The organism is Streptomyces sp. MI02-7b (genome assembly GCF_033793585.1).
Lineage (GTDB): Bacteria > Actinomycetota > Actinomycetes > Streptomycetales > Streptomycetaceae > Actinacidiphila.
In genome coordinates, this window is the sequence record NZ_JARAWX010000003.1 from 294,985 (window position 1) to 317,140 (window position 22,156).

The window sequence follows — 22,156 nt, forward strand, 5'->3', positions numbered from 1 at the left end:
GTTCGCAGGTGACCGGTGTGCCTGGCCCTCGCCCCCCGGTCTCCCAGCCGGCCCCGCGGCCCCGCGGCCCCACAGGCCGCGGAATGGCCGAGGTGGCGGGTTGTGATCGCGCGCACCGACCTCTCGTCGTTTTCCCTTTAGCACGTCCCGCAGTTCGAGGTGCTCCTTGGCCGAGGGCCAAGAGGCAGCCCGCCGCACTCGGTGAGCCCGCAGAGCCGGGACCGGCCGCGCGGGTCGGCGATCACCTATACGAGGTGTGCGGCGCCTGCCACGGCGAGAAGTCCCAGGTCCCGCCTGGCGCAGAGAAGCCCCGGAGGACCCTCGGAGGGCCTAGGTGTACTGATCACGAGCGTTCCTCGCGGGAGCCCGGACGCGCGAAGACATGCGCCACCGAAGCGCAAAGCGTCTCCGATTCTCACTCCAGCGCCCGGACTCCGGCCTCGCTCACCTCGTCCGTTTCCCATCACGCCCAGCGGTAATCGCAGTCCCACGAATCGACAGACGAGCCAACAGCCGCCATGTCATGTGAACCACCAACTGTAGTGTTATGGCGGTGCCCGGCGCAGGTTACGAGGGGCGCCGTCGACGCCTGCCGGTGTGTTCGGTGCTCGGTGCGCTCGTGCGCTCAGGGGTACGCCCGGTCGACCGGTTGCCGCCGCCCGCGCGCCGCCGGCCGCCCTCCGCCACGGCCCTCGGCCGCGGACGCCGGCGGATCGCCAGGATGAAGGCCGCGACCAGCGCCACCAGCCCCGCCTCCGCCCCCGGCCCGAACCACCCGGAGCCCTTCGCCGCCGTCGTCGCGCTCACCTCGCCGCCGCCGCGCGGCGTCGGGGACGACTTCAGCTCGCTGAGCGGCGGCACCAGCGCCCCTACCGGGGTCACCCGGCCCGTCGCGCCGAACCCCCAGTCCAGCAGCGCGGCGGCCTCCTTGTAGACCTCGTCGTACCCCGACTCCGGGTGCATCACGGTGACGAGCAGCGTCCTGCCGTCGCGCTCCGCCGCGCCGGTGAAGGTGTTGCCGGCGTTCGTCGTGTAGCCGTTCTTCACGCCGATCACGCCCTGGTAGCGCCCCAGCAGCCGATTGGTGTTCTGGATCTCGAACGTGCTGCCGTGCTCCCCGGGGAAGTGCGCCACCTGGGTCCGGCAGTAGTCCCGGAAGTCCGGATTGCGCAGCCCGGCCCGCGCGAACAGCGTCAGGTCGTACGCCGACGACAGCTGTCCCGGCGTGTCGTAGCCGTCCGGGCTCACCACGTGCGTGTCGTTCGCCTGCAGCTCCAGCGCCCGGGCCCGCATCTCCCGCACGGTCCTGTCCACGCCGCCGTTCATGGAGCAGAGCACGTGCACCGCGTCGTTCCCCGACCGGAGGAACACCCCGAGCCACAACTGCTCGACGGTGTACGTGATCCCCGCCTCGATCCCGACCAGGCTGCTCCCCGCTCCTATGTCCGCGAGGTCCTCCGCCGTCACCCGGTGCCTCAGCGACCGGTCGAACTTCGGCAGCACCGTGTCCGCGAACAGCATCTTCAGCGTGCTCGCCGGCGGCATCCTGCGATGCGCGTTGTACGCCGCCAGCACCTCGCCGGAACCGGCGTCCGCCACGACCCACGACAGCGAGTTCGTCTCCGGCAGGTCCGGCGCGCCGCCGTCCACCTGGACCCCGGAACGGGCCAGCCGCTCACCGCCGATCACGGATCTGCCGGCGGCCGCGGCGGAGCCGGACGCCAGAAGGGCGGAGGGGAGGGCGGCCGCTGCCAAGCCGAGCGCGCCGCGACGTGAGATGGGGGGGAAGTCGCGCACCGCAAGACCGTACAAGCGATGGCGCCCCGACGGGGAACAGGGGGCGGGTCCCGGCGGAAAGTGGCACTCGTTCGGACGGTGGTGGACGGGGGTCCGCTGTCAGTCCCCCTCTCTACGCTCGCGGACATGGGGACTGGAACGGTCGTCGGGGAGACGGAGCAGGCCGTTCCCGCGTACGGGCTGAGCGGCCTGGGGCGGGGCGTGTGGCGGCTGGGCGGGGTGAGCGCCGAGCTGGAGGTACGGGGCGGGAAGGTGGCGCTGGGCTGGCGGGATGCCGCGGGCAGGGCTGTACGGGGGGTGCCGGGGTGCGTGCGGCGGGAGCACGCGGGGGAGCTGGCGCCGCTGCGGGCCGCCGTGCGGGACATAGAGCAGGCGCTGGCGGCCCAGGCCGCCCGGCTGGAGCGGGAGTTCCTGCGGGGCCGCCCGTGGGCGTACGACGCGTGGCGGGAGCGGTGCCTCGACCACCCGCTCGTGGGAACGCTCGCCCGGCGCCTGCTGTGGACGGTGGACGGTGCGGCGTGCGCCCACACGGACGGAGCGCTGCGCACGCTGACGGGGGAGCGGGTCGACGCGGGCCGGGCGGTGGAGTTGTGGCATCCGCTCGGCCGGGACCGCGCGGAGGTCGCCGCCTGGCGTACCCGGCTGGAGCGGCACGGCATCACGCAGCCCTTCCCGCAGGCCCACCGCGAGGTCTGCGCCGCCGAACCTGCCGCAGGGCACCTTCTGCGTGAGGACCGGTTCGACGCGCGGGCCCGCGCCCTCGGGTGGCGGTACACGCCGGGCGACGGCGCCCGCGGCTCCGCCACGCGCGACCTGACGCACTGGGGGGTGCGCGCGGAGCTGCCGATCGAGGCCGTGCCGTACGCGGGGGGCCGGGCCCTGGCCCCGGGTGTGCCGCGGTTCCACCCGCTCGGGTCCGCCGGCGTTCCGCCGCTCGTCGTCAGCGAGGTCGGGCGGGACGTCGGCCTGCTCGTGGACGCCGCCGGTATCGGCAACGACGCCGCCCCCGCGGGTGGTCAGGACCGCGCCCTGTGGGCCTCCTGCGCCTTCGGGGAGCTCACCCCGGCCGCCCGGACCCGCCGCGACGTACTGACCCGCCTCCTGCCGCGCCTCGCCGTGGGGGACCGCTGTCGCACCGAGGGCCGGTTTCTGCACGTCAGCGGAGTCCGTCATGCCTACCGGATCCACCTCGGCTCCGGCCGCGTACTCCTGCCCGGCGACCGCCACCTGCCCCTCGCGACGGCCGGCTCCCGTGCCACGCAGCCGAGTTGGCTTCCCCACGAGGGCGACCGCATGCTGTCGGTCGTCCTCGGCACGGCGCAACTGCTCGCACGCGACAGCGAGATCACCGACCCGACGATCGTGGCGCAGCTGTGAGCCCGGCGCGCACGTACCGTCCCTCGCCCTGGGAGGACCCGGACCGGGCCGGCCTCGTGGCCCGCCTCGCCGCACAGGGGGAACCGGCCGCTCTCGCCGACGAGTTGCTGCACCGGAGCGAGGGCGTCGGCCACCGGACGGCGGCCGTCCTGCGGGCCATGCCCGAGGAGCGGCGCCGGGCTCTGGCCGGGGTCGTCGTCGCGCGTATCGGTGGCGCCGCCTGTGCCGGAGACGCGCGTCGAAGTGGCATGGTGCTGCTGGCCGTGATCTCGCGGGGCTTCCCGCACCAGGCGTGGTGCGAACAATGGAACGCCCTCCTGGAGGGCTGGGCGCGTCGCTGGTACTCCTCGGGCACCAGCGACGAACTGCCCGCCCTCGCCGAGGCCCTGCTCGACGCCGGACGGCCCCTGTCGGGCGAGGTGGTCGGGTTGCTCCGCAGATCCGCTGACGACGGCTGCCTCGACTGGGCGGGCATGCTCCTGGACCGCCTGCCGGAGCCGCCCGTGAACCCCGGCGAGCCCTGGGCCGACCGCGTCCTCGCGCAATTGCCGCAACTCGGCGAGGGATGGCGGCGGTTGATCCCGCATCTGCGTGCCGCGAAGCCGGCTCCCAGCGAGCGCTGGGACCGGGCGGCCGCGGCGGTCCTCGACGGTATCGACGCCGGGACCGTGCGCCGGACCGTCACCCCATGGCTCGCCCTCGCCGTCCACGGCGGCAGCGCCCGCGGGGGCGGCCACGACCCCTGGAACCTCACCGGCGTCCGCGGCCTCGCGTGGCTGCTGTCGTCCCCGGCGCTGCCCCCGCACCCGGAGACGGTCCGCACGCTGGGCGCCCTCGTCGAACGGTCACCGGTCAAGAACGTCGTCGCCGGCGCCGGGGTGCGCGCCCTGGCCCGCCTGGCCTGCGGGGCCGGGCAGGAGGAGCTGCGCAGGCTTGCCGGGAGTGTCAGCCACACGGTCACCCGCAGGCAGATCCAGAACGCGCTGACGAGGTGAACGGCCGAGGGCCCCGCACCCGGTGAAACGGGTGCGGGGCCCTCGGGCGGACCTGGGGAGGCGGGATCAGAAGCGACGCGTGATGAGCGCGCGCTTCACCTCCTGGATGGCCTTGGTGACCTCGATGCCGCGCGGGCAGGCGTCGGTGCAGTTGAACGTGGTGCGGCAGCGCCACACGCCGTCCTTGTCGTTCAGCACCTCGAGGCGCTGCTCGCCCGCCTCGTCACGCGAGTCGAAGATGAAGCGGTGCGCGTTGACGATGGCCGCCGGACCGAAGTACTGGCCGTCGTTCCAGAACACCGGGCAGGACGACGTGCACGCGGCGCACAGGATGCACTTGGTCGTGTCGTCGAAGCGCGCGCGGTCCTCGGGGGACTGCAGGCGCTCGCGGGTCGGCTCGTTGCCCTTGGTGATCAGGAAGGGCATCACGTCCCGGTAGGCCTGGAAGAACGGGTCCATGTCCACGATCAGGTCCTTCAGGACCGTCAGGCCCTTGATGGGCTCGACCGTGATGGGCTTCTCCGGGTTGATGTCCTTGATGAGGGTCTTGCAGGCCAGGCGGTTGCGGCCGTTGATGCGCATGGCGTCGGAGCCGCAGATGCCGTGGGCGCAGGACCGACGGAACGTCAGCGTGCCGTCCAGGTCCCACTTGATCTTGTGCAGGCCGTCGAGGACCCGCTCCTTGGGGTCGATCTCGAGCTGGAAGTCCTGCCACGTGGGCTCCGCGGAGACCTCCGGGTTGAACCGGCGGATCCGGAAGGTGACGGTGATGTAGGGCGAGGCCTGGGCCTCGGCCTCGACCTTGTCGAGGGTCGCGGTGCTCATCAGTACTTACGCTCCATGGGCTGGTAGCGGGTCTGCACGACCGGCTTGTAGTCGAGACGGATCGCTTCGGTGCCGTTGGCACCCACTTCGCGGTACGCCATCGTGTGCCGCATGAAGTTGACGTCGTCGCGGTTCGGGTAGTCCTCGCGGTAGTGACCGCCGCGGGACTCCTTGCGAGCCAGGGCGGAGACCGCCATGACCTCGGCGAGGTCGAGCAGGTTGCCCAGCTCGATGGCCTCCAGCAGGTCGGTGTTGAAGCGCCGGCCCTTGTCCTGGATCGAGACGTTCCTGTACCGCGCGCGCAGCTCGCCGATCTTCTCGACCGCGGTCTTGATGGTCTGCTCGGTGCGGAAGACCATGACGTTGGCGTCCATGGTCTCCTGCAGCTCCTTGCGGAGCGTCGCCACCCGCTCGTTGCCGGTGGAGGCGCGCAGCGTCTCGACCTGGCTCTCGACCAGCTCGGCCGGGTTCTCGGGGAGCTCGACGTAGTCGGCGGTGGCCGAGTAGTCCGCGGCGGCGATGCCGGCGCGGCGCCCGAAGACGTTGATGTCGAGCAGCGAGTTGGTGCCGAGGCGGTTGGCGCCGTGCACGGAGACGCAGGCGACCTCGCCGGCGGCGTACAGGCCCGGGACCACGGTGGTGTTGTCCGCGAGGACCTCGCCCTGGACGTTGGTCGGGATGCCGCCCATGGCGTAGTGCGCGGTGGGCTGGATCGGGATCGGGTCCGTGTAGGGCTCGATGCCGAGGTAGGTGCGCGCGAACTCCGTGATGTCCGGGAGCTTGGCGTCCAGCTGCTCCGGGGGCAGGTGGGTGAGGTCGAGGTAGACGTGGTCGCCCTCGGGACCGCAGCCGCGGCCCTCCCGGATCTCGGTGTAGATCGCGCGGGAGACGACGTCGCGCGAGGCGAGGTCCTTCATGACCGGCGCGTACTTCTCCATGAAGCGCTCGCCGTCCTTGTTGCGGAGGATGCCGCCCTCACCGCGGGCGCCCTCCGTCAGCAGGATGCCCATGCGCCAGATGCCCGTCGGGTGGAACTGGAAGAACTCCATGTCCTCCAGCGGCAGACCGCGGCGGTAGACGGCGGCCTGGCCGTCACCGGTGAGGGTGTGCGCGTTGGAGGTGACCTTGAAGAACTTGCCGGTGCCGCCGGAGGCATAGACGACCGACTTCGCCTGGAAGACGTGGATCTCGCCGGTGGCCAGCTCGTAGGCGACCACGCCGGCGGACTTCTTGACGCCGTCCTCCTCGACCAGCAGCTGGTCCAGGACGTAGAACTCGTTGAAGAACTCCACGCCCTCCTTGACGCAGTTCTGGTACAGCGTCTGGAGGATCATGTGACCGGTGCGGTCGGCCGCGTAGCACGCGCGGCGGACCGGGGCCTCGCCGTGGTTGCGGGAGTGCCCGCCGAAGCGGCGCTGGTCGATCCGGCCCTCGGGCGTGCGGTTGAAGGGCAGGCCCATCTTCTCGAGGTCGAGGACCGCGTCGATGGCCTCCTTCGCCAGGATCTCGGCGGCGTCCTGGTCGACCAGGTAGTCACCGCCCTTGATCGTGTCGAAGGTGTGCCACTCCCAGTTGTCCTCCTCGACGTTGGCGAGGGCGGCGGCCATGCCGCCCTGGGCCGCGCCGGTGTGGGAGCGGGTGGGGTAGAGCTTCGTCAGCACGGCGGTGCGGCTGCGCTTCGTCGCCTCGATGGCGGCGCGCATGCCGGCGCCGCCCGCGCCGACGATGACGGTGTCGTACTTGTGGATCTGCATGGGGGGTCGCTTCCCTGTCCAGCCCTGGCTAGCGGATGTTCGGATCGAAGGTGAAGATCACCAGCGTGCCGAGGAGAATGGTGAACGCCGTCGCCGTGTACAGCAGCATCTTCAACCAGAACCGGGTGTTGTCCCGCTCGGCGTAGTCGTTGATCACGGTGCGCAGGCCGTTGCCGCCGTGCAGCATGGCCAGCCACAGCATGATCAGGTCCCAGGTCTGCCAGAAGGGGGACGCCCAGCGGCCGGCCACGAAGGCGAAGCCGACCTTAGTCACGCCGCCGTCGAGGACGAGCTGGATCAGCAGGTGGCCGAGGACCAGGACCACGAGCACGATGCCGGACAGGCGCATGAACAGCCAGCCGTACAGCTCGAAGTTGGTCCGGGTGGCGCGCGGCGTGCGCTTCGAACGGGCGCGCGGCGCCTCGATGAAGGGAGCCGGGTTGTCAGGGCCGTAGGCGGCGCTGGAGGAGCTGAGCTCCACGTGGTCGGTTGCGGACATGAATGGACTCAGCTCCCGAACAGCACTCGAGCGGCGTGACCGAGGACGGGGTAGATCGCCCCGATCATCAGGACGACCCAGATTCCGACGACCGACCACAGCATCTGCTTCTGGTACTTCGGGCCCTTGGACCAGAAGTCGACGGCGATGACGCGCAGGCCGTTCAGAGCGTGGAAGAGGACAGCGGCGACCAGCCCGTATTCGAGAAGGCTGACGATGGGCTGCTTGTAGGTGTCGACGACCTTGTCGTAGTCCTCGGGGGAGACCCGCACCAGTGCGGTGTCGAGGACATGGACGAACAGGAAGAAGAAGATGAGGACACCGGTGACGCGATGAGCCACCCATGACCACATGCCTTCCCGGCCGCGGTACAACGTTCCAGCCGGCACGGAAAAAACCCTCCGGGAGCGGTGAGGGGCCTGCCGGCTTCGTTTGGTCGGTCGGGCCCGGCCGGGTACGGTCCTCCGGCCCTGGCCATCGTAGCGACGGCCTGTCGGCTACGTCCTGCCGGGTCCGTCAGGTGTGATCGATCCCGCACGGGTGGGTGTATCCACCGGGAACCCCTTGTCCCGCCGGGTCGTCCCCGCGGGCGAGGCGGGCCAGCCGGGTGCGGGTCACCCGGCGCAGCTCCTCGGCGGCGACCACGCGTTCCTCGTCGGGGTCGTGGCCCAGGCGGCGGCGCAGCGAGGCGAGCAGCTGGCCGAGGGTCTCGTCGGGGTCGACCCCGTCCAGGCTGACGACGAAGACATGGCCGAAGCGGGCCTCGTAGGCGGCCTGGGCGGCCCGCAGCGCGGTGTGCGCGGCGAGGCTGCCGCGGGTGGGCGCGATGTCCGGCGGGGCGCCCGCGGCCTCGCCCGCGAGGGCTTCGGCCAGGTCGGCGGGGGACAGGTCGTAAGCGGCCTCGTCGGCGGCGGCGAGCAGCGCGTCCACGTCCGGGTAGGGACGGTGGGCGGCGACCCGGCGGGCCCAGCGCAGGCTGCCGCAGCAGCCCAGCAGGGCGGCCTCGGCGACCGCGGGCGGGGCGTCGTTGAAGCCGTCCAGGCCGCCGCGCGGGCGCCCGGGGGGCGGTCCCGGACGGGACGGCCGGGCCGCGCGCTCGGCGCCGCGGGACTGCGGCGGGAGCAGCGGCGGTGTCGTCGGCTGGGCGGACGGAGTGTCGCTGGTCAGCGGTGCTCTCCTGGAACTGCGGGGGGACTGCGGGGTGGGGGGACTGCGCGGCGCCGCGGGTCATGCGGGGGACGACGGAACTGACGGTGACGCGTGGGGCGTCCGTGGGAGTGGACGGCGCGTGAGCGCCACCGTATCGGCGTATGTTCGGCCCTGTACGACGGATGCGCGAATTTCACCCGTACGGGAACGAAAGTGCACGTCCACGGTGACCTCGTACGGCGGGATGCGCCCTTCGGGGCGAACGTCGGGTCATGTGGCGTATGCGGGCGAAGCGCGCGGCGGTGTGCGCCGCCGCGACCGCCGTACGCGACCGGCGGGTCGGAGCCGGGGACATCGCCCTGCCACTTTCACCCGAACGGAGTAGCAGTGAACCCGAGTCGTACGAGAGGACAGGCGCTGCCGATCGTGTGACCGCGCGCCGGCACCGACGCCGGGGCCTGCCACGGCACCCGCACGATTCTGCTGGTGCTCCGTTCCACCGGACGGGTGCCGGCAGGCACGTCGAGGCGGTCCGACCGGCCGCGGCGCGGGCCGATGGTGCCCGGCGGCCCTCCCGTACCCCACCGGCGGCGCATCGGCGCCCGGCACGGGTCGCCCCAGACGTCCGCATGCCGGAAGCCGCGGGATCCGGGCCGGCCGGGACGAAGCTGGCGGGAATTCGCGGCTCCGGCCTCACGGGTCGACCGGCCCGGCGGTCACCGTCCCAGGTGAAGCGGCCGAAGTCCGCCTCCCCCCACAGGAGCGTCTTCGGCCGCTTCTGTCTTGTTCAGCGTCCCGCGGGCCGAAAGTGTCACACCCCTCGGGGCCACCGGCGCGCCGGAGGGATCCCCGCTGCTTTCGCGCGCTTTGTGACCCGTGAGTAGCCGCCCCCCAGGGCCTGTCGGGACGCGTGTCATGGGGCAGTATGGTGCGCGATTCCAAGGGGGAGGCTCGAACGTGGATTTGGCGACCGCGGTACGCGCGGCGCAAGAAGGGGACGAGGACGGCTTCCGGTTCGTGTACCGAGCGGTGCAACCGCAACTGCTGCAGTACGTACGCTCGCTGGTCGGCGTGGGGGACGCCGAGGACGTGGCATCGGAGGCGTGGTTGCAGATCGCCCGGGACCTGTCGTCGTTCCACGGCGACGGGGACGCGCTGCGCGGCTGGGCGGCGCGCATCGCCCGCAACCGCGCGCTGGACCACCTGCGGGCCGTGGGCCGCCGCCCGCTGACCGCCGCGGGGGTGGAGGAACTGCTCGACCGGCCAGGTCGCTCCGACACCGCCGAGGAGGCGGTCGCCGCGGTGGGCACCGGTGCCGCGCTGGCCGCGATCGCGGCCCTTCCCCGGGACCAGGCCGAGGCGGTCCTGCTGCGCGTCGTGATGGGGCTGGACTCCCGCGCCGCCGCCGCGGTGGTGGGCAAGCGGCCCGGGGCGATGCGCATGGCCACCAGCCGCGGCCTGCGGCGCCTCGCTGAGCTGCTGGAATCCGACGACGGGTCGTCAAGTGTGACGTTTTCGGCGTCTCGAACGCTTGAGGACATGAGATGAGCGATAACAAAGGACAGGACTGGCTCGACGACACCACCGCCGAAAGGCTGTTGCGCGGGGCGGCGGGGAACGGCACCGCCGGCGCCGCACGGACGGACCCGCGTGCCGTCGCCCTCGCCCGGATGCTGGCCGCGGCCGCCGCACCCGCGACGGTCGACCCGGCCCGCGAGGAGGAGGCCCTCGCCGCGTTCCGGGAGGCGCGGGACGGCGGGCCGGAACTGCCGTCCGTCGCCGGCGGCCGCGAGGCAGGGGACGGCGGTCGTGTCGCGGGCGACTGGCGCCCCGACGGGCCCGAGAGCCGGACCGCCAGGGCCTTCAGCGGCACCCTGCTGGCCACCGCGGCGGTCGCCGGGGTCGCCCTCGCCGCCGCGGCGGGCGTGTTGCCGGTACTGCTGAGGGGTGCGGACGAGGCGCCCGCCCCGGTGCACACCCAGGGCGCGGCTCCACAGGCGACGGGCGGGACCCGCCCGGCCACCCCGGCGGTCTCACCGGGCGAGCCCGTGCCCTCGCGGTCCTCACGCGGTCTCCCCGCGGGCACCGTGCCGGGCGCCGGCGTCGTCCCGGGTGCGCCCGGGGCTTCGCGGGCCGCCGCGCCGCACCGCGGCGAGGCGATCGGGCCCACGGCGCTGTGCCGTGCCTATGCGGCGGCCGGCTGGCGTCGCGGGAAGACCGACGAGCAGATCTGGAAGCAGCTGCGCAAGGCGGCGGGCGGCGGCGGCCAGCCCGCGGTGCGGCGCTACTGCGCCACGGTGCTCGCGACGCACGTCCGGCGCGGCGGCGAGGCGAACAAGGACGGCGCCAAGGACGGCGCCAGGGACAGCGCCAAGGACGGCGCCAAGGACGACGGCCCCGGCCGGCGGCACCACGTGGGAGGCGGGAACGGGAAGAACCGTTCCGGCGCGCACCACCGCCCTGGTGAGCGGCGGCCGGCCCGCCCCGGCGGCCAGTGACACCGTCCGGCCGCCACCGCTCCCGGCCGCTCGGAGAGTGACACTTTCGGCCCCCTGGGCGCTTTAACCAGTAGACCGACTGGTCATCGGTCGAGGGGCAGCCCGGTCTCCCCGTATCGGGCCCCCCAACGAGGGACGTGGGCGGGGCGCTTTCCCCCCGCCCTGCCCGCGTCCCCTCCCGTCGGCGGCCGGAGACCTAGATTGGCCGTCGTGACCACGACCTTTCATGTCGAGCGCGAGTCGTCCCTGTCACCCGCCGAGGCCTGGCGACGGGTCACCGACTGGGAACGGCACGCCGCCCACGTCCCGCTGACCACGGTCGTCCGCGACGGCGACGCGGGCTTCACCGCCCGGACCGGTGTCGGCCCGCTGTCCTTCGCCGATCCGATGGAGATCGTGCGCTGGGAGCCGCCGGACGCCGGCGGCGGGCCCGGCCGGTGCCGGCTGGAGAAGCGGGGCGCGGTGGTGCTGGGCTGGGCCGAGATCGAGGTGTGGCCGCGCGACCCGGGGCCCGGGTCGCGGATCGTGTGGCGCGAGGACCTGAGGGTGCGCGGTCTGCCCAAGGCGTTCGGCCGGCCCACGGCGTGGGCCGGCCGACGGGTGTTCGGGCGCGCGCTGGACGCCCTGCTCGCCGGGGATCCCCGGTAGCCGGTCACCAGTGGACGACGACCTTGTCGCCGATCCGGACCTGGTCGAAGAGCGCCGAGATCTTGTTGACGTCCCGTACGTTGACGCAGCCGTGGGACGCGCCCGCGTAGCCGCGCGCCGCGAAGTCGGGGGAGTAGTGCACCGCTTGGCCGCCGCTGAAGAACATCGCGTACGGCATGGACGTGTGGTAGATCGTCGAGACGTGGTGGCGGCTCTTGGCGAACACGCTGAAGGTGCCCTCGCGGGTGGGCGTGTACTGCGAGCCGAAGCGGACGTCCATCGCCGAGACGACCCTGCCGTCGATCACCCAGGCCAGGGTGCGGCTGGTCTTGCTGACACACAGGACGCGGCCGTGCAGGCAGCGCGGGTCCAGCTCGCCCACCGGGTTGGCGGTCGGCGGGTACATCGCGGCGCGGGTGGGCTGCCGGGTGAGGGAACGGAGCGTGGTCCAGGTGGACTTGGTGACCGTGCCGGAGGCGGCCAGGCCGTGCTTGCCCTGGAAGGTGCGGACCGCGGCCTTGGTGACGCTGCCGTAGTAGCCGGTGGGGGCCCGGTCGAAGAGGCCGAGCTGCCGCAGGCGGGCCTGGAGTTCGCGCACCGTGGCGCTGTTGCTGCCGGGTGCCACGACCACCGCGGGGCGCGCGGTGTGCGGGGCCTTCGGTGTGCCGGACGGGCTCGGCTTCGCGGTCGTCGGGGGGGTGCTCGGGGTGGCACTCGGGGTCGGGGCCGACGAGGTGCCGGTGCTCGCACTCGGCGTGGCGGCCGGGCGCGGGCCGTCCTCGCCGCCGGCGGCCGCGGGCTCGGTGGCGTGGGCGGTGCAGCCGGCCAGCAGCGCCGCGGTGAGAAGGGCAGCGGCCGCCGCGGCCGCGCGTGATCGGGCGATCGATATGAGTGCCATGACATCCCCCTGTGAGAACCGGTACCCCCTTGGACTGATTTCCCCGGCATGTAGTTGCGCCAACATCCCGGGACATCGCCGCACACTGGGACCAGGGGGCGAGTCCCTGGAGGATGACGCATGGCACGCGAGTCCGAATCCGGTCTGCCGATCGAGCCGGTCTACGGCCCCGCCGCACTGGACGGCTGGAACCCGGCGGAGAGGCTCGGCGAGCCCGGCGGGTACCCGTACACCCGCGGCGTCCACCCGACGATGTACACCACCCGCCCCTGGACGATGCGCCAGTACGCCGGCTTCGGCACCGCCGCGGAGTCCAACGCCCGCTACCGGCAGCTGATCGCCCACGGTACGACCGGCCTGTCCGTCGCCTTCGACCTGCCCACGCAGATGGGCCACGACAGCGACGCCCCGATCGCGCACGGCGAGGTCGGCAGGGTCGGGGTGGCGATCGACTCGGTCGAGGACATGGGCGTGCTGTTCGGCGGCATCCCGCTCGGCGAGGTCTCCACGTCGATGACCATCAACGCTCCCGCCGCCCTGCTGCTGCTGATGTACCAACTGGTCGGCGAGGAGCAGGGGGTCCCCGCCGACCGGCTCACCGGCACGATCCAGAACGACGTGCTCAAGGAGTACATCGCCCGCGGGACCTGGATCTTCCCGCCCGCGCCCTCGCTGCGGCTGGTGGCGGACCTGTTCCGATACTGCCGCGCCGAGGTCCCGCGCTGGAACACGATCTCCATCTCCGGCTACCACATGGCCGAGGCCGGGGCCTCGCCCGCGCAGGAGATCGCCTTCACCCTGGCGGACGGCATCGCGTACGTCCGCACCGCTCTCGCCGCCGGCATGGACGTGGACGACTTCGCGCCCCGGCTGTCGTTCTTCTTCGTGTCGCGGACGACGCTCCTGGAGGAGGTCGCCAAGTTCCGTGCCGCGCGCCGGATCTGGGCCCGCGTGATGCGCGAGGAGTTCGGCGCGCGCGACCCCAGGTCGCAGATGCTGCGCTTCCACACGCAGACGGCGGGCGTGCAGCTCACCGCGCAGCAGCCGGAGGTGAACCTGGTGCGGGTCGCCGTCCAGGGCCTGGCGGCGGTACTGGGCGGCACGCAGTCGCTGCACACCAACGCCTTCGACGAGGCCATCGCGCTGCCCACCGAGAAGTCGGCCCGGCTCGCGCTGCGCACCCAGCAGGTGCTGGCGTACGAGACCGACGTGACGGCGACGGTGGACCCGTTCGCCGGCTCCTACGTGGTCGAGACGATGACCGACGAGGTCGAGGCGGCGGCGGTGGACCTGATGCGCAGGGTCGAGGACATGGGCGGCGCGGTCGGTGCCATCGAACGCGGCTTCCAGAAGTCGGAGATCGAGCGGAACGCCTACCGGATCGCGCGCGAGACGGACTCCGGTGAGCGGGTCGTCGTCGGGGTGAACCGCTTCCGGCTCGACGAGGAGGAGCCGTACCGGCCGCTGCGCGTCGACCCGGCGATCGAGGCCGCGCAGGTGGAGCGGCTCGCGGCCCTGCGCGCCCGGCGGGACCGGCGGGCCGTCACGGCGGCGCTGGGCGCGCTGCGCAGGGCCGCGGAGGGCGGGACGGGCGAGGGGGGCGTGCTGTATCCGATGAAGGACGCGCTGCGCGCCCGGGCCACGGTCGGCGAGGTCTGCGGCGCGTTGCGCGAGGTCTGGGGCACCTACGTCCCCACCGACGTCCTCTGACGTCTTCCTACGTCCTCTGCCGCCCGGTCGGCCGCCGAAGCGGGCCAGGTACGCGCCCACCCGCCGCGGGTCGTCCGCCGCCGGTAGCACCCGGCCGTCCGGACGGACGACGAACAGGCCGCCGCCGTACGCCCGGTGGGCGCGGGCGAACCCCGGCAGCACGGCGAGCGGTGCGTCCGGGGCGCGGTCGCCGGCCCGCAGCGCCGTGTCGGGCAGGCCGTCGCGGATCTCGGCGGTGCGCGGGCCCCCGCGGTAACCGACCCCCGGCTGACGGACCGCCGAGCTGCGTTGGCTCGTCCGGTTGCCCCGGGCGACGGCGCTGCGGTGCCGGTGGGTGCTCATGCCCAGGACGTCGGCGGCGACCGGCAGCCGCTCCTGCGCGTAGCTGCCGAGCAGGGCCGCGTCGGCACCGTGCCGCGGCACCTGGCCCGACCCCGATGAGCGCGGGGAGCAACTCGACTCCGGGTACCCGCTGCTGGGAGCGGTGACCGAGGAGATGCTCGGCAACTACGAGGCCCGTTTCGGGACCGGCCCGCGGCTGACCCGGCGGACGGGGCGCCCCGTCCGCCGGGTCAGCCGCGGCGTGCCACGTGACGCAGCCGGCGGGCCGCCCGGCGCACCGCCGGATTGTTCGGCAGGAAGGCCAGCTGGGCCGGCACCCCGCCGGGGAGGGCGAGCCTGGAGAGCCGGCGCCGCGTGAAGTAGCGCCGGCTGTCGGCGTTGAGCCGGTTCGACAGGTAGGCGGCGGTCTCGTCGCGCAGGGACGCGTACATCTGCGGCTGCATGCAGAAGGCGACGGCGCGCAGCAGTGGCGCGAGCTCGGTGGCGACGCGGTCGGCGGCCGGCGGGGTCCAGCCGGTCGCCGCGGCGCCGTCGGCCAGGTCGGGCAGCAGGCGGTCGGCGATGGTGACGGGAACGCGGGTGCTGTCGGCGTAGACCGTCAAACGCTCCAGCACCGTCCCGGTGCCGGTCCGGGCGACCGGCAGCCCGTAGAGCGCGTACGCGGTGAACAGCGCCGTGGAGAAGCATCCGACGACCAGTTCGGGGCGGAGGCTCTGGAAGAGCACCTCGGCGGGCTGCGCCGGATCGGCCACACGCAGTTCGGCGCCCAGCTCCGCCGCCTCGCGCTCCAACTGCCCCGCCCGGTGCGCGGGAGCCGTCGGGTGGGGCTTGAAGACGATCGTGCGGTGCCCGGCGGCGACGGCCCCGCGCAGCATGCGCACGTGGAGCTCCTCTTCCTGCCGGTCGCTGAGGATCTCCAGCGCGGACAGGTGCTGGCCGAGCAGGAGGGCGCCGCCCTTCGGCGGCGTGTCGCCGTCCGCGGTGAGCTCCGCGGCCGTGGCGACCTCCGCGAGCACCTTGGTGAACGCCTCGGCCGGGACGACCTCCTCCGGCACGCCGTACTCCGACAGCATCAGCGGGCGCAGTCCCGGCACGAGCCCCAGGTGCAGCAGCCGGCCGACACGCGTGGTGACCAGCGGCTCCAGCTTGTTGGGGCTCGGGCCGTAGGCCGTGAGCCCGTCCGCGTACGCCACGACCGGAGCGCCGGTGAAGACGTTGACCAGGGCGAGCGCCGGGTCGACGTGCAGCGACTCGACGACCAGCTCCAGCTCGTCGTCGCCGAGGTCCCACAGCCGCCGCAGATGGCGTTCCCACATCGGCACGTCGTCCGGACGCGGCGACCAGCCGCGCGGGTGCAGCGGGGCGATCGCCTCGTTCCACGACAGCACGCGGTCGAAGCGGCCGCGCAGCGCCTCGAAGCCCGCCATCGCGTCGGCGGCGGGCGAGATCTCCGGGACCGGGGCGTTGTTGCTGATCAGCAGCAGTCGCCGGTCGGCCGGGGTGAACAACCCCGCGTCCAGCGCGGCGGCCAGGGCGGCCACGCCGGTGAGGCCGCCCGCCAGGAAGACCTGGGTACGGCCCATTACGCGGCCACCGCCCCGCCGCCGATCCGCCGGCGCAGCAGCCTGCGCAGGCGCAGGCTGCGCTCCATGTCCATCGAGTCCAGAGCCTCGGCGAGGAGGTCCTGGGGCATCTGCCTCAGGGCGGCGGCGCTCATGGTCTTCAGCTTACGGGCCACCTGGGGCTCGTAGCGGCCCATGGCCCCGAGGTGGTGCGAGATCACCGCGCAGTAGGTGCGCACGGCCTTGGGCAGGAAGCGGTCCGCCTCCGGGTCCGTCGCCGTCTCGGCGAGCACCTGGTCGAAGGAGCGGATGAAGTCCAGCTGCCGGACGTCGCCGATCTGCGTCAGCGAGGTGGCCACCCCGCGCCGGTAGAAGACCCCCAGCAGGCCGACGACGGCGAAGCTCTTCGCCTCGCGGTGCAGCCGCCAGATCCACGGCCGGTCCTCGGCGGTGCGCAGCCCGTCGGGGAAGTGCAGCAGCCCGGCGTCGACGAGCCGGCGGTGGTAGATCCCGGCCCAGGCGTACGGGTAGTCCACCGAGGTCGTGCGGTCGGCCGGCAGGATCGCCCCGCGGGGGTCCAGCGAGACCCCGCGGCGGCCGTGCGGGACACGGGCGACGGTGCGCTTGCGGCCGTGGACGACGACGTGGTCGGTGCGGACGAAGTCGGTGCCCAGGGTCTCGATGGAGTCCAGCAGCTGGGGCAGGTAGCCCTCGGCCAGCCAGTCGTCACCGTCGAGGAAGGTCACGTACTCGCCCTTGGCGGCGTCGATGCCCGTGTTGCGGGCGGTGGCGAGGCCGCCGTTCTGCTCGTGCGAGATCAGTCTCGCCCCGGGGAGGTCCGGCAGGGCGCGTTCGAGGATTTTCGGCGTCTCATCCGTGGCGCAGTCGTTCACCAGAATGAATTCGAAATCCGGCCGAGCGTTCGCACGGAGACTTCTCAACATGTCAGGAGCAAATGCCTGCACGTTGTAGAACGGGACGATGACGGAAAGCTTACTCACGGGGCGCACCCTATGGCCCCAGGCGCCTCGCGCGCTGACACGACGCAGGCTCTTTGGTGAACGTGGAGTGTCGGGTTTGTGAACGCGTCAGCCTGGCGTGCCGGTTCTTCATCCGGCGGCGTGTTGTTAACCGTCCGTTGGCGTGGCGTTGGGCGCTCGCTAGGAATCTATTCCTAGCTTTGCGGCGTGCCAGCAAGTACCGCCGACCCGATCAGGGTCACCGTCCTCGCCGACTCGGACACCCGATGGAAATGGGGTGCGCTGACGGCCCGCCGTATCGCCCCCGAGGCGCGGCTCGACGCCCGCCTGCTCCGCGGGCGTGCGACGCCGACCGAGCGCCAGCTCGCCGAGGTCGGTATCCCCGCGGACTCCATGCGCGAGGTCACCGCCGCCGAGTTCCTGGCCACGACCAGCCGCGACACCGCGGACGTGGTCGTGCTGTCCTGCGTGGGCGGCACGGTCCAGGCCATGCTGCACGGCCTGGCCCGCGCCTGGGAAGGCACCCCCCGCCGGCCCGTGGTCGTCACCGGCTACGTCGGCGTGGTCTACGAGAAGCTCGCCGACGGCCTGTTGCTGCGCTCCGGCGCCGACGCGGTCCTGGCGAACAGCGCGCACGACGCCGACCGCTTCCGCGCGGTGTACGAGGGCGTCGGGGCGAACACCGGCTCCATCGTGGAGACCGCGCTGCCGTTCCTGGAGGGCGCCGCGTACGAGCCCTCGACGGACCGGCCCTTCACCGTCGTCTTCGCGGTCCAGCCGTCCGTCCCGGACAGTCGTAAGGACCGCCTGTACCTGCTGCGCCGCGCGGTGGACCACGCCCGCTTCCACCCGGACCGCGAGGTGCTGGTCAAGCTGCGCAGCAAGCCCGGTGAGCACACCACGCACATCGAGGAACAGCCGTACCAGAAGCTGGTGGCCCGGCTGGACCCGCCCAAGAACCTCAAGCTCGTCTACGGGCACATGGGCGAGGTCCTGGACCACACGGACCTGCTGGTCACGGTCAGTTCCACGGCCGCGCTGGAGTCCATGCACCGCGGCATCCCGACCGCGATCCTCACCGATCTCGGCATTCGCGAGTCGCTGGGCAACCACCATTTCCTGGGGTCCGGCGCCTACGCCTCGTGGGACCACATCGACGCGGGCCAGGTGCCCCGCGTGAGCCCCTCGTGGGCCCGCGCCCAGGGCATCGCCTCGGACGGCGACCCGTTCCGCACGGTGCGTGAGCGCGTCACCGCGCTCGCCGCCGCGACGGAACTGCCTGCGCTCGCGCCGTACTACACCACCGCCACCGCGCCCGGTTACCTCCCCGGGGTCCTCGCCCGGCACAGCCTGGACCCGAAGGGCGAGCCGCTGCCCGGCGCCGCCGTGGAGCCCGCCGAGCCGAGCGCGCTGCGCCGCGCCGTACGTGATTTCGCGCGCAACTCCGCGCGCACCGCGTACCGGCAGGGCGTCCAGCGCGTCGCGCCCGTGATCCGCCGATGGGGCCAGCTGTGAGTCCCCTCAAATCGCAAGGAGCCCCCATGCCAACGGTGTTGGCCGTCATTCCCGCCCGCGGCGGCTCGAAGGGCGTACCCGGCAAGAACCTCGCCCCCGTCGGCGGCGTGCCGCTGGTCGCCCGCGCCGTGCGCGCCTGCCGCGAGGCCGAGTTGATCACCGACGTGGTCGTCTCCACCGACGACCCGGAGATCGCCGACGCGGCCCGCGCCGCCGGCGCCGAGGTCGTGCTGCGCCCGGCGGCCATCGCCGGTGACACCGCGACCAGCGAGGCGGCGGTGCTGCACGCCATGGACGCCTACCAGGCGATGTCCGGGGTCGGCGCGGACGTCGTGCTGCTCGTGCAGTGCACCAGCCCGTTCATCTCCGTCGAGGACGTCAACGGGGTCGCCGCGGCGGTCGTCGAGGACGGCGCCGACACGGCCGTGACCGTCGCGCCGTTCCACGGCTTCATCTGGCGCGACGCCGCAGACGAGATGGGCGCCGCGGCCGCCGCGGGGGGTACGGTGGGCGCCGCCTCCCTCACCGGCGAGGCCCGTACCGCCCTGGCCACCACCACCGGCGGGTACGGTGTCAACCACGACAAGGCGCACCGCCCGCGCCGGCAGGACCGCCCGCAGGACCTCCTGGAGACCGGCGCCGCCTACGCGATGCGCGTCGAGGGCTTCCGCGAGGCCAAGCACCGGTTCTTCGGCCACACCGCGCTGGTGCGCACCGACCCCGCCCGGGTGCTGGAGATCGACGAGCCGGACGACCTGTCCCGCGCCCGTGCCCTGGCCCCGCTGCTCGACCCCGCGACCGGCTCCGCCGACAGGACCGACGAGTCCGCGGCACCGGCCGCCCTGCCGACCCGCGACGACATCGACGCGGTCGTACTCGACTTCGACGGCACCCAGACCGACGACACGGTGCTGGTCGACTCCGAGGGACGCGAGACCGTCACGGTGCACCGTGGTGACGGGCTCGGGATCGCCGCCCTGCGCGACAACGGACTTCCGGTCCTGATCCTGTCCACGGAGACCAACCCGGTCGTCGCCGCACGGGCCCGCAAGCTCAAGGTCCCCGTGCTCCACGGCATCGACCGCAAGGACCTCGCACTGAAGCAGTGGTGCGAGGAGCAAGGTATCGCCCCAGAGCGGGTCCTTTACGTCGGCAACGACGTCAATGACCTCGGCTGCTTCGCGCTCGTCGGCTGGCCGACCGCCGTCGCCAACGCGCACGACGTGGTCAAGGACGCGGCCCGCTCCATCACCGCAACGCCCGGAGGGCGCGGCGCGATCCGCGAGGTCGCCTCGTGGATCCTCGGCCCCTCACTTTCCCGAAGGGAACTCTCCCAGTGACCACCACCCCCGCCCGCCTTCGTCCGATCGGCGACCGCCTGGTCGGCCCCGGCCAGCCCGTCTACGTCACCGGCGAGATCGGCATCAACCACAACGGCTCCCTCGAGGACGCCTTCGCCCTGATCGACGCGGCCGTCGAGGCCGGCGCCGACGGTGTGAAGTTCCAGAAGCGCACCCCGGAGATCTGCACCCCCCGCGACCAGTGGGAGATCGAGCGGGACACCCCCTGGGGCCGGATGACCTACATCGAGTACCGTCACAAGGTGGAGTTCGGCGAGGAGCAGTACCGCGCCATCGACGAGTACTGCGTCAGCAAGGGCATCGACTGGTTCGCCTCCCCGTGGGACGTCCCCTCGGTCGAGTTCCTGGAGAAGTTCGAGAACGTCCGCGTCCACAAGGTCGCCTCGGCCTCGCTGACCGACGACGAGCTGCTGCGCGCGCTGCGCGCCACCGGCAAGACCGTCATCCTCTCCACGGGCATGTCCACGCCGAAGCAGATCCGCCACGCGGTGGAGGTCCTCGGCAGCGACAACATCATCCTGTGCCACGCCACGTCGACCTACCCGGCGAAGCACGAGGAGCTCAACCTGCGGATGATCAACACGCTGCAGCGTGAGTTCCCGAACGTGCCCGTCGGCTACTCCGGCCACGAGATCGGCCTGCAGACCACCCTCGCGGCGGTCGCCCTGGGCGCGGTCTTCGTCGAGCGCCACATCACCCTGGACCGCGCGAACTGGGGCTCCGACCAGGCCGCCTCGGTGGAGCCGCAGGGTCTGGACCGCCTGGTCCGCGACATCCGCATCATCGAGTCCGCGCTCGGCGACGGTGTCAAGAAGGTCTACGAGGGCGAGCTCGGCCCGATGAAGAAGCTGCGCCGCGTGCCCGGTGTCATCGCCGAGCAGGAGGCTGCAGCTGCCGCCGACGCCGAGTCGGTGTCGGCCTGATCCATGGGCGACAGCGGCACTCTGGCACTCGTAGAGAGCCCCGTTCAGCTGCTCAACGTGCTGGAGTGGGCGCATGTTCACCCGCCCGCGGTGCCCACACCGCGACCCGGGGCGGCTTCGGCCGCCCCGGGCCCGGTGGCACCCGGCCGACCGCTCACCGTGGTGGCACTCGTCCCGCGCGACCCCATGACGCGCGGGCAACTGCGCCGCATGGCGGAGCTGGCGATGGACGAGGGCATCGTGGTCCGCTGGTGCGAGGCACGCTCCTCACGGGGCTCCCTGCTGCGCACCGCGGCCGAGCTCACCCCGGCCCTGCGCTCCGCGGGCCGGGTGGTACTCGGTGACCCCTTCTCCCGGCTGGTGCAGGTCCTCCTGCCGCTCACCCGGGCGCGGGAGATCATCGTTGTGGACGACGGCACGGCGACCATGGAGTTCACCGAGCTGCTGACCAAGGGCGCCCGGCTGGTCCGGTGGCACCGCAGCGGCCGGCGGGGCTCCCCGGCGGACGCCGCCTTCGGCGTCTTCGCCTCGGCCGCCCGGCGGCGCCTCACCCCGGGTCGCGGACGGCGGGTCGAGCTGTTCAGTTCGATGCCCGCCACTCCGCCGCCCGGCATGGCGCTGCGCGCCAACCGGTTCGCCTGGACGCGGGCCCGCTTCGGTCCGCCGACCATCAGCGCCGGCACCGACATCGTCGGCACCTCCCTGGTGGAGACCGGCGTCGTCGACCTGGAGCGGTACATGACCGCGGTCGGCATCCTGGCCAGTGGCCACGGTGCCACCCGCTACTTCGCACACCGTCGTGAGAGCGTCGAGAAGCTGCACCGGCTCTCCGTCGAGACCGGTCTGCAGATCGTGCGGCCCGACCTGCCCCTGGAACTGGTCGCCCGGCGGGGTCCGATCGGCCACACGATCCTGAGCTTCCCCTCCACGGTCGTGCACACCCTCCCGCTCGCGCTGGAGGGCACCGGCGTCAAGATCACGGTCTGCGACGTCGACCCCGAGTGGCTGACCGACTCCGCCTCACCCCGGGCGGAGAGCTTCCTGTCCGGCATCACGGGCACCGCCCGCGAGCTGCACGGGCTGGCGTCGGTGGTCTCCGGGCAGACCGCGGCCCTCGCACCCTGACCCGCGGCAAGCGGGTCTCCCCGGTGGCGAAAGTCACCGGGGAGACCCGCCTCCCGCGTCGACCGAGGGATCCGCGGGGCGCCGGCCGCCGCGGGTGTCCGCAGGGGGACGACCGAGGGCAGGCGCTGGATGACGGCGCGACCCGGTGTCACCCCGGCGGCCAGGAGGACTGCTCCACCACCGAGGGCGGACGACAGG

At 72.9% G+C, this 22,156-nt stretch carries 19 protein-coding genes; 10 read left to right on the forward strand and 9 right to left on the reverse strand.

Going from position 1 to position 22,156, the window contains the following annotated elements; translation table 11 throughout:
* Nucleotides 1-567 precede the first annotated feature (567 nt).
* On the reverse strand, nt 568-1,797 hold the full coding sequence (locus PV364_RS06020; protein ID WP_319658623.1) for a D-alanyl-D-alanine carboxypeptidase family protein: 1,230 nt from the start codon (nt 1,795-1,797) through the stop codon (nt 568-570).
* A gap of 126 nt (nt 1,798-1,923) precedes the next feature.
* On the opposite strand from PV364_RS06020, the gene PV364_RS06025 reads away from it, so the two are divergent.
* Nucleotides 1,924-3,174, forward strand: a complete 1,251-nt coding sequence (locus PV364_RS06025; RefSeq protein WP_319658625.1) for a DUF4132 domain-containing protein — start codon at nt 1,924-1,926, stop codon at nt 3,172-3,174.
* Entirely contained in the window at nt 3,171-4,169 is a 999-nt protein-coding gene (locus tag PV364_RS06030) for a hypothetical protein (protein ID WP_319658626.1), read from the forward strand. The genes PV364_RS06025 and PV364_RS06030 overlap by 4 nt, the downstream gene beginning before the upstream one ends.
* A gap of 66 nt (nt 4,170-4,235) precedes the next feature.
* Here PV364_RS06030 and PV364_RS06035 read toward each other — a convergent pair whose 3' ends face one another.
* The 5 genes from PV364_RS06035 to PV364_RS06055 all read right to left on the reverse strand — a co-directional run bounded on the left by PV364_RS06035 (nt 4,236) and on the right by PV364_RS06055 (nt 8,414).
* Complete coding sequence (locus PV364_RS06035; protein WP_319658627.1) at nt 4,236-4,994, reverse strand: succinate dehydrogenase iron-sulfur subunit; 759 nt, start codon at nt 4,992-4,994, stop codon at nt 4,236-4,238.
* A complete protein-coding gene (gene sdhA, locus PV364_RS06040) occupies nt 4,994-6,748 on the reverse strand; it encodes a succinate dehydrogenase flavoprotein subunit (RefSeq protein ID WP_319658628.1) in 1,755 nt (584 codons plus the stop codon). Before sdhA ends, PV364_RS06035 begins: the two co-directional genes overlap by 1 nt.
* Nucleotides 6,749-6,776: 28 nt before the next feature.
* On the reverse strand, nt 6,777-7,247 hold the full coding sequence (locus PV364_RS06045) for a succinate dehydrogenase hydrophobic membrane anchor subunit (RefSeq protein ID WP_319658630.1): 471 nt from the start codon (nt 7,245-7,247) through the stop codon (nt 6,777-6,779).
* Nucleotides 7,248-7,255: 8 nt separating this feature from the next.
* Nucleotides 7,256-7,636, reverse strand: a complete 381-nt coding sequence (gene sdhC / locus PV364_RS06050) for a succinate dehydrogenase, cytochrome b556 subunit (protein ID WP_319658631.1) — start codon at nt 7,634-7,636, stop codon at nt 7,256-7,258.
* A 127-nt stretch (nt 7,637-7,763) separates the two neighbouring features.
* A complete protein-coding gene (locus tag PV364_RS06055; protein ID WP_415924531.1) occupies nt 7,764-8,414 on the reverse strand; it encodes a 2-oxo-4-hydroxy-4-carboxy-5-ureidoimidazoline decarboxylase in 651 nt (216 codons plus the stop codon).
* A gap of 897 nt (nt 8,415-9,311) precedes the next feature.
* On the opposite strand from PV364_RS06055, the gene PV364_RS06060 reads away from it, so the two are divergent.
* The 3 genes from PV364_RS06060 (at nt 9,312) to PV364_RS06070 (ending at nt 11,542) form a co-directional block, all read left to right on the forward strand.
* Nucleotides 9,312-9,944, forward strand: a complete 633-nt coding sequence (locus PV364_RS06060) for an RNA polymerase sigma factor (RefSeq protein WP_319658632.1) — start codon at nt 9,312-9,314, stop codon at nt 9,942-9,944.
* On the forward strand, nt 9,941-10,894 hold the full coding sequence (locus tag PV364_RS06065) for a hypothetical protein (RefSeq protein WP_319658633.1): 954 nt from the start codon (nt 9,941-9,943) through the stop codon (nt 10,892-10,894). Before PV364_RS06060 ends, PV364_RS06065 begins: the two co-directional genes overlap by 4 nt.
* Nucleotides 10,895-11,104: 210 nt before the next feature.
* Nucleotides 11,105-11,542, forward strand: a complete 438-nt coding sequence (locus PV364_RS06070; protein WP_319658634.1) for an SRPBCC family protein — start codon at nt 11,105-11,107, stop codon at nt 11,540-11,542.
* A gap of 4 nt (nt 11,543-11,546) precedes the next feature.
* Here PV364_RS06070 and PV364_RS06075 read toward each other — a convergent pair whose 3' ends face one another.
* Nucleotides 11,547-12,440 carry a L,D-transpeptidase family protein gene (locus PV364_RS06075; RefSeq protein ID WP_319658635.1) on the reverse strand — a complete coding sequence of 298 codons (894 nt, stop codon included), beginning with the start codon at nt 12,438-12,440 and terminating at the stop codon, nt 11,547-11,549.
* Nucleotides 12,441-12,560: 120 nt separating this feature from the next.
* On the opposite strand from PV364_RS06075, the gene PV364_RS06080 reads away from it, so the two are divergent.
* Entirely contained in the window at nt 12,561-14,150 is a 1,590-nt protein-coding gene (locus PV364_RS06080; protein ID WP_319658636.1) for a methylmalonyl-CoA mutase, read from the forward strand.
* Nucleotides 14,151-14,722: 572 nt separating this feature from the next.
* Here PV364_RS06080 and PV364_RS06085 read toward each other — a convergent pair.
* Nucleotides 14,723-16,075, reverse strand: a complete 1,353-nt coding sequence (locus tag PV364_RS06085) for a polysialyltransferase family glycosyltransferase (protein WP_319658637.1) — start codon at nt 16,073-16,075, stop codon at nt 14,723-14,725.
* Nucleotides 16,075-17,055, reverse strand: coding sequence for a glycosyltransferase family 2 protein (locus PV364_RS06090; protein ID WP_319658638.1), 981 nt, complete (start codon nt 17,053-17,055; stop codon nt 16,075-16,077). The genes PV364_RS06085 and PV364_RS06090 overlap by 1 nt, the downstream gene beginning before the upstream one ends.
* Nucleotides 17,056-17,241: 186 nt before the next feature.
* On the opposite strand from PV364_RS06090, the gene PV364_RS06095 reads away from it, so the two are divergent.
* From PV364_RS06095 to PV364_RS06110, 4 genes are read left to right on the forward strand one after another with little or no spacing between them, the layout of a single operon-like run.
* Nucleotides 17,242-18,549 carry a DUF6716 putative glycosyltransferase gene (locus tag PV364_RS06095; RefSeq protein ID WP_319658639.1) on the forward strand — a complete coding sequence of 436 codons (1,308 nt, stop codon included), beginning with the start codon at nt 17,242-17,244 and terminating at the stop codon, nt 18,547-18,549.
* A gap of 26 nt (nt 18,550-18,575) precedes the next feature.
* Nucleotides 18,576-19,889, forward strand: a complete 1,314-nt coding sequence (locus PV364_RS06100) for an acylneuraminate cytidylyltransferase (RefSeq protein ID WP_319658640.1) — start codon at nt 18,576-18,578, stop codon at nt 19,887-19,889.
* Nucleotides 19,886-20,833: an N-acetylneuraminate synthase family protein gene (locus PV364_RS06105; protein ID WP_319658641.1), complete on the forward strand. Its 948-nt coding sequence runs from the start codon at nt 19,886-19,888 to the stop codon at nt 20,831-20,833. The genes PV364_RS06100 and PV364_RS06105 overlap by 4 nt, the downstream gene beginning before the upstream one ends.
* A gap of 3 nt (nt 20,834-20,836) precedes the next feature.
* Nucleotides 20,837-21,958: a hypothetical protein gene (locus PV364_RS06110; protein ID WP_319658642.1), complete on the forward strand. Its 1,122-nt coding sequence runs from the start codon at nt 20,837-20,839 to the stop codon at nt 21,956-21,958.
* Nucleotides 21,959-22,156 lie beyond the last annotated feature (198 nt).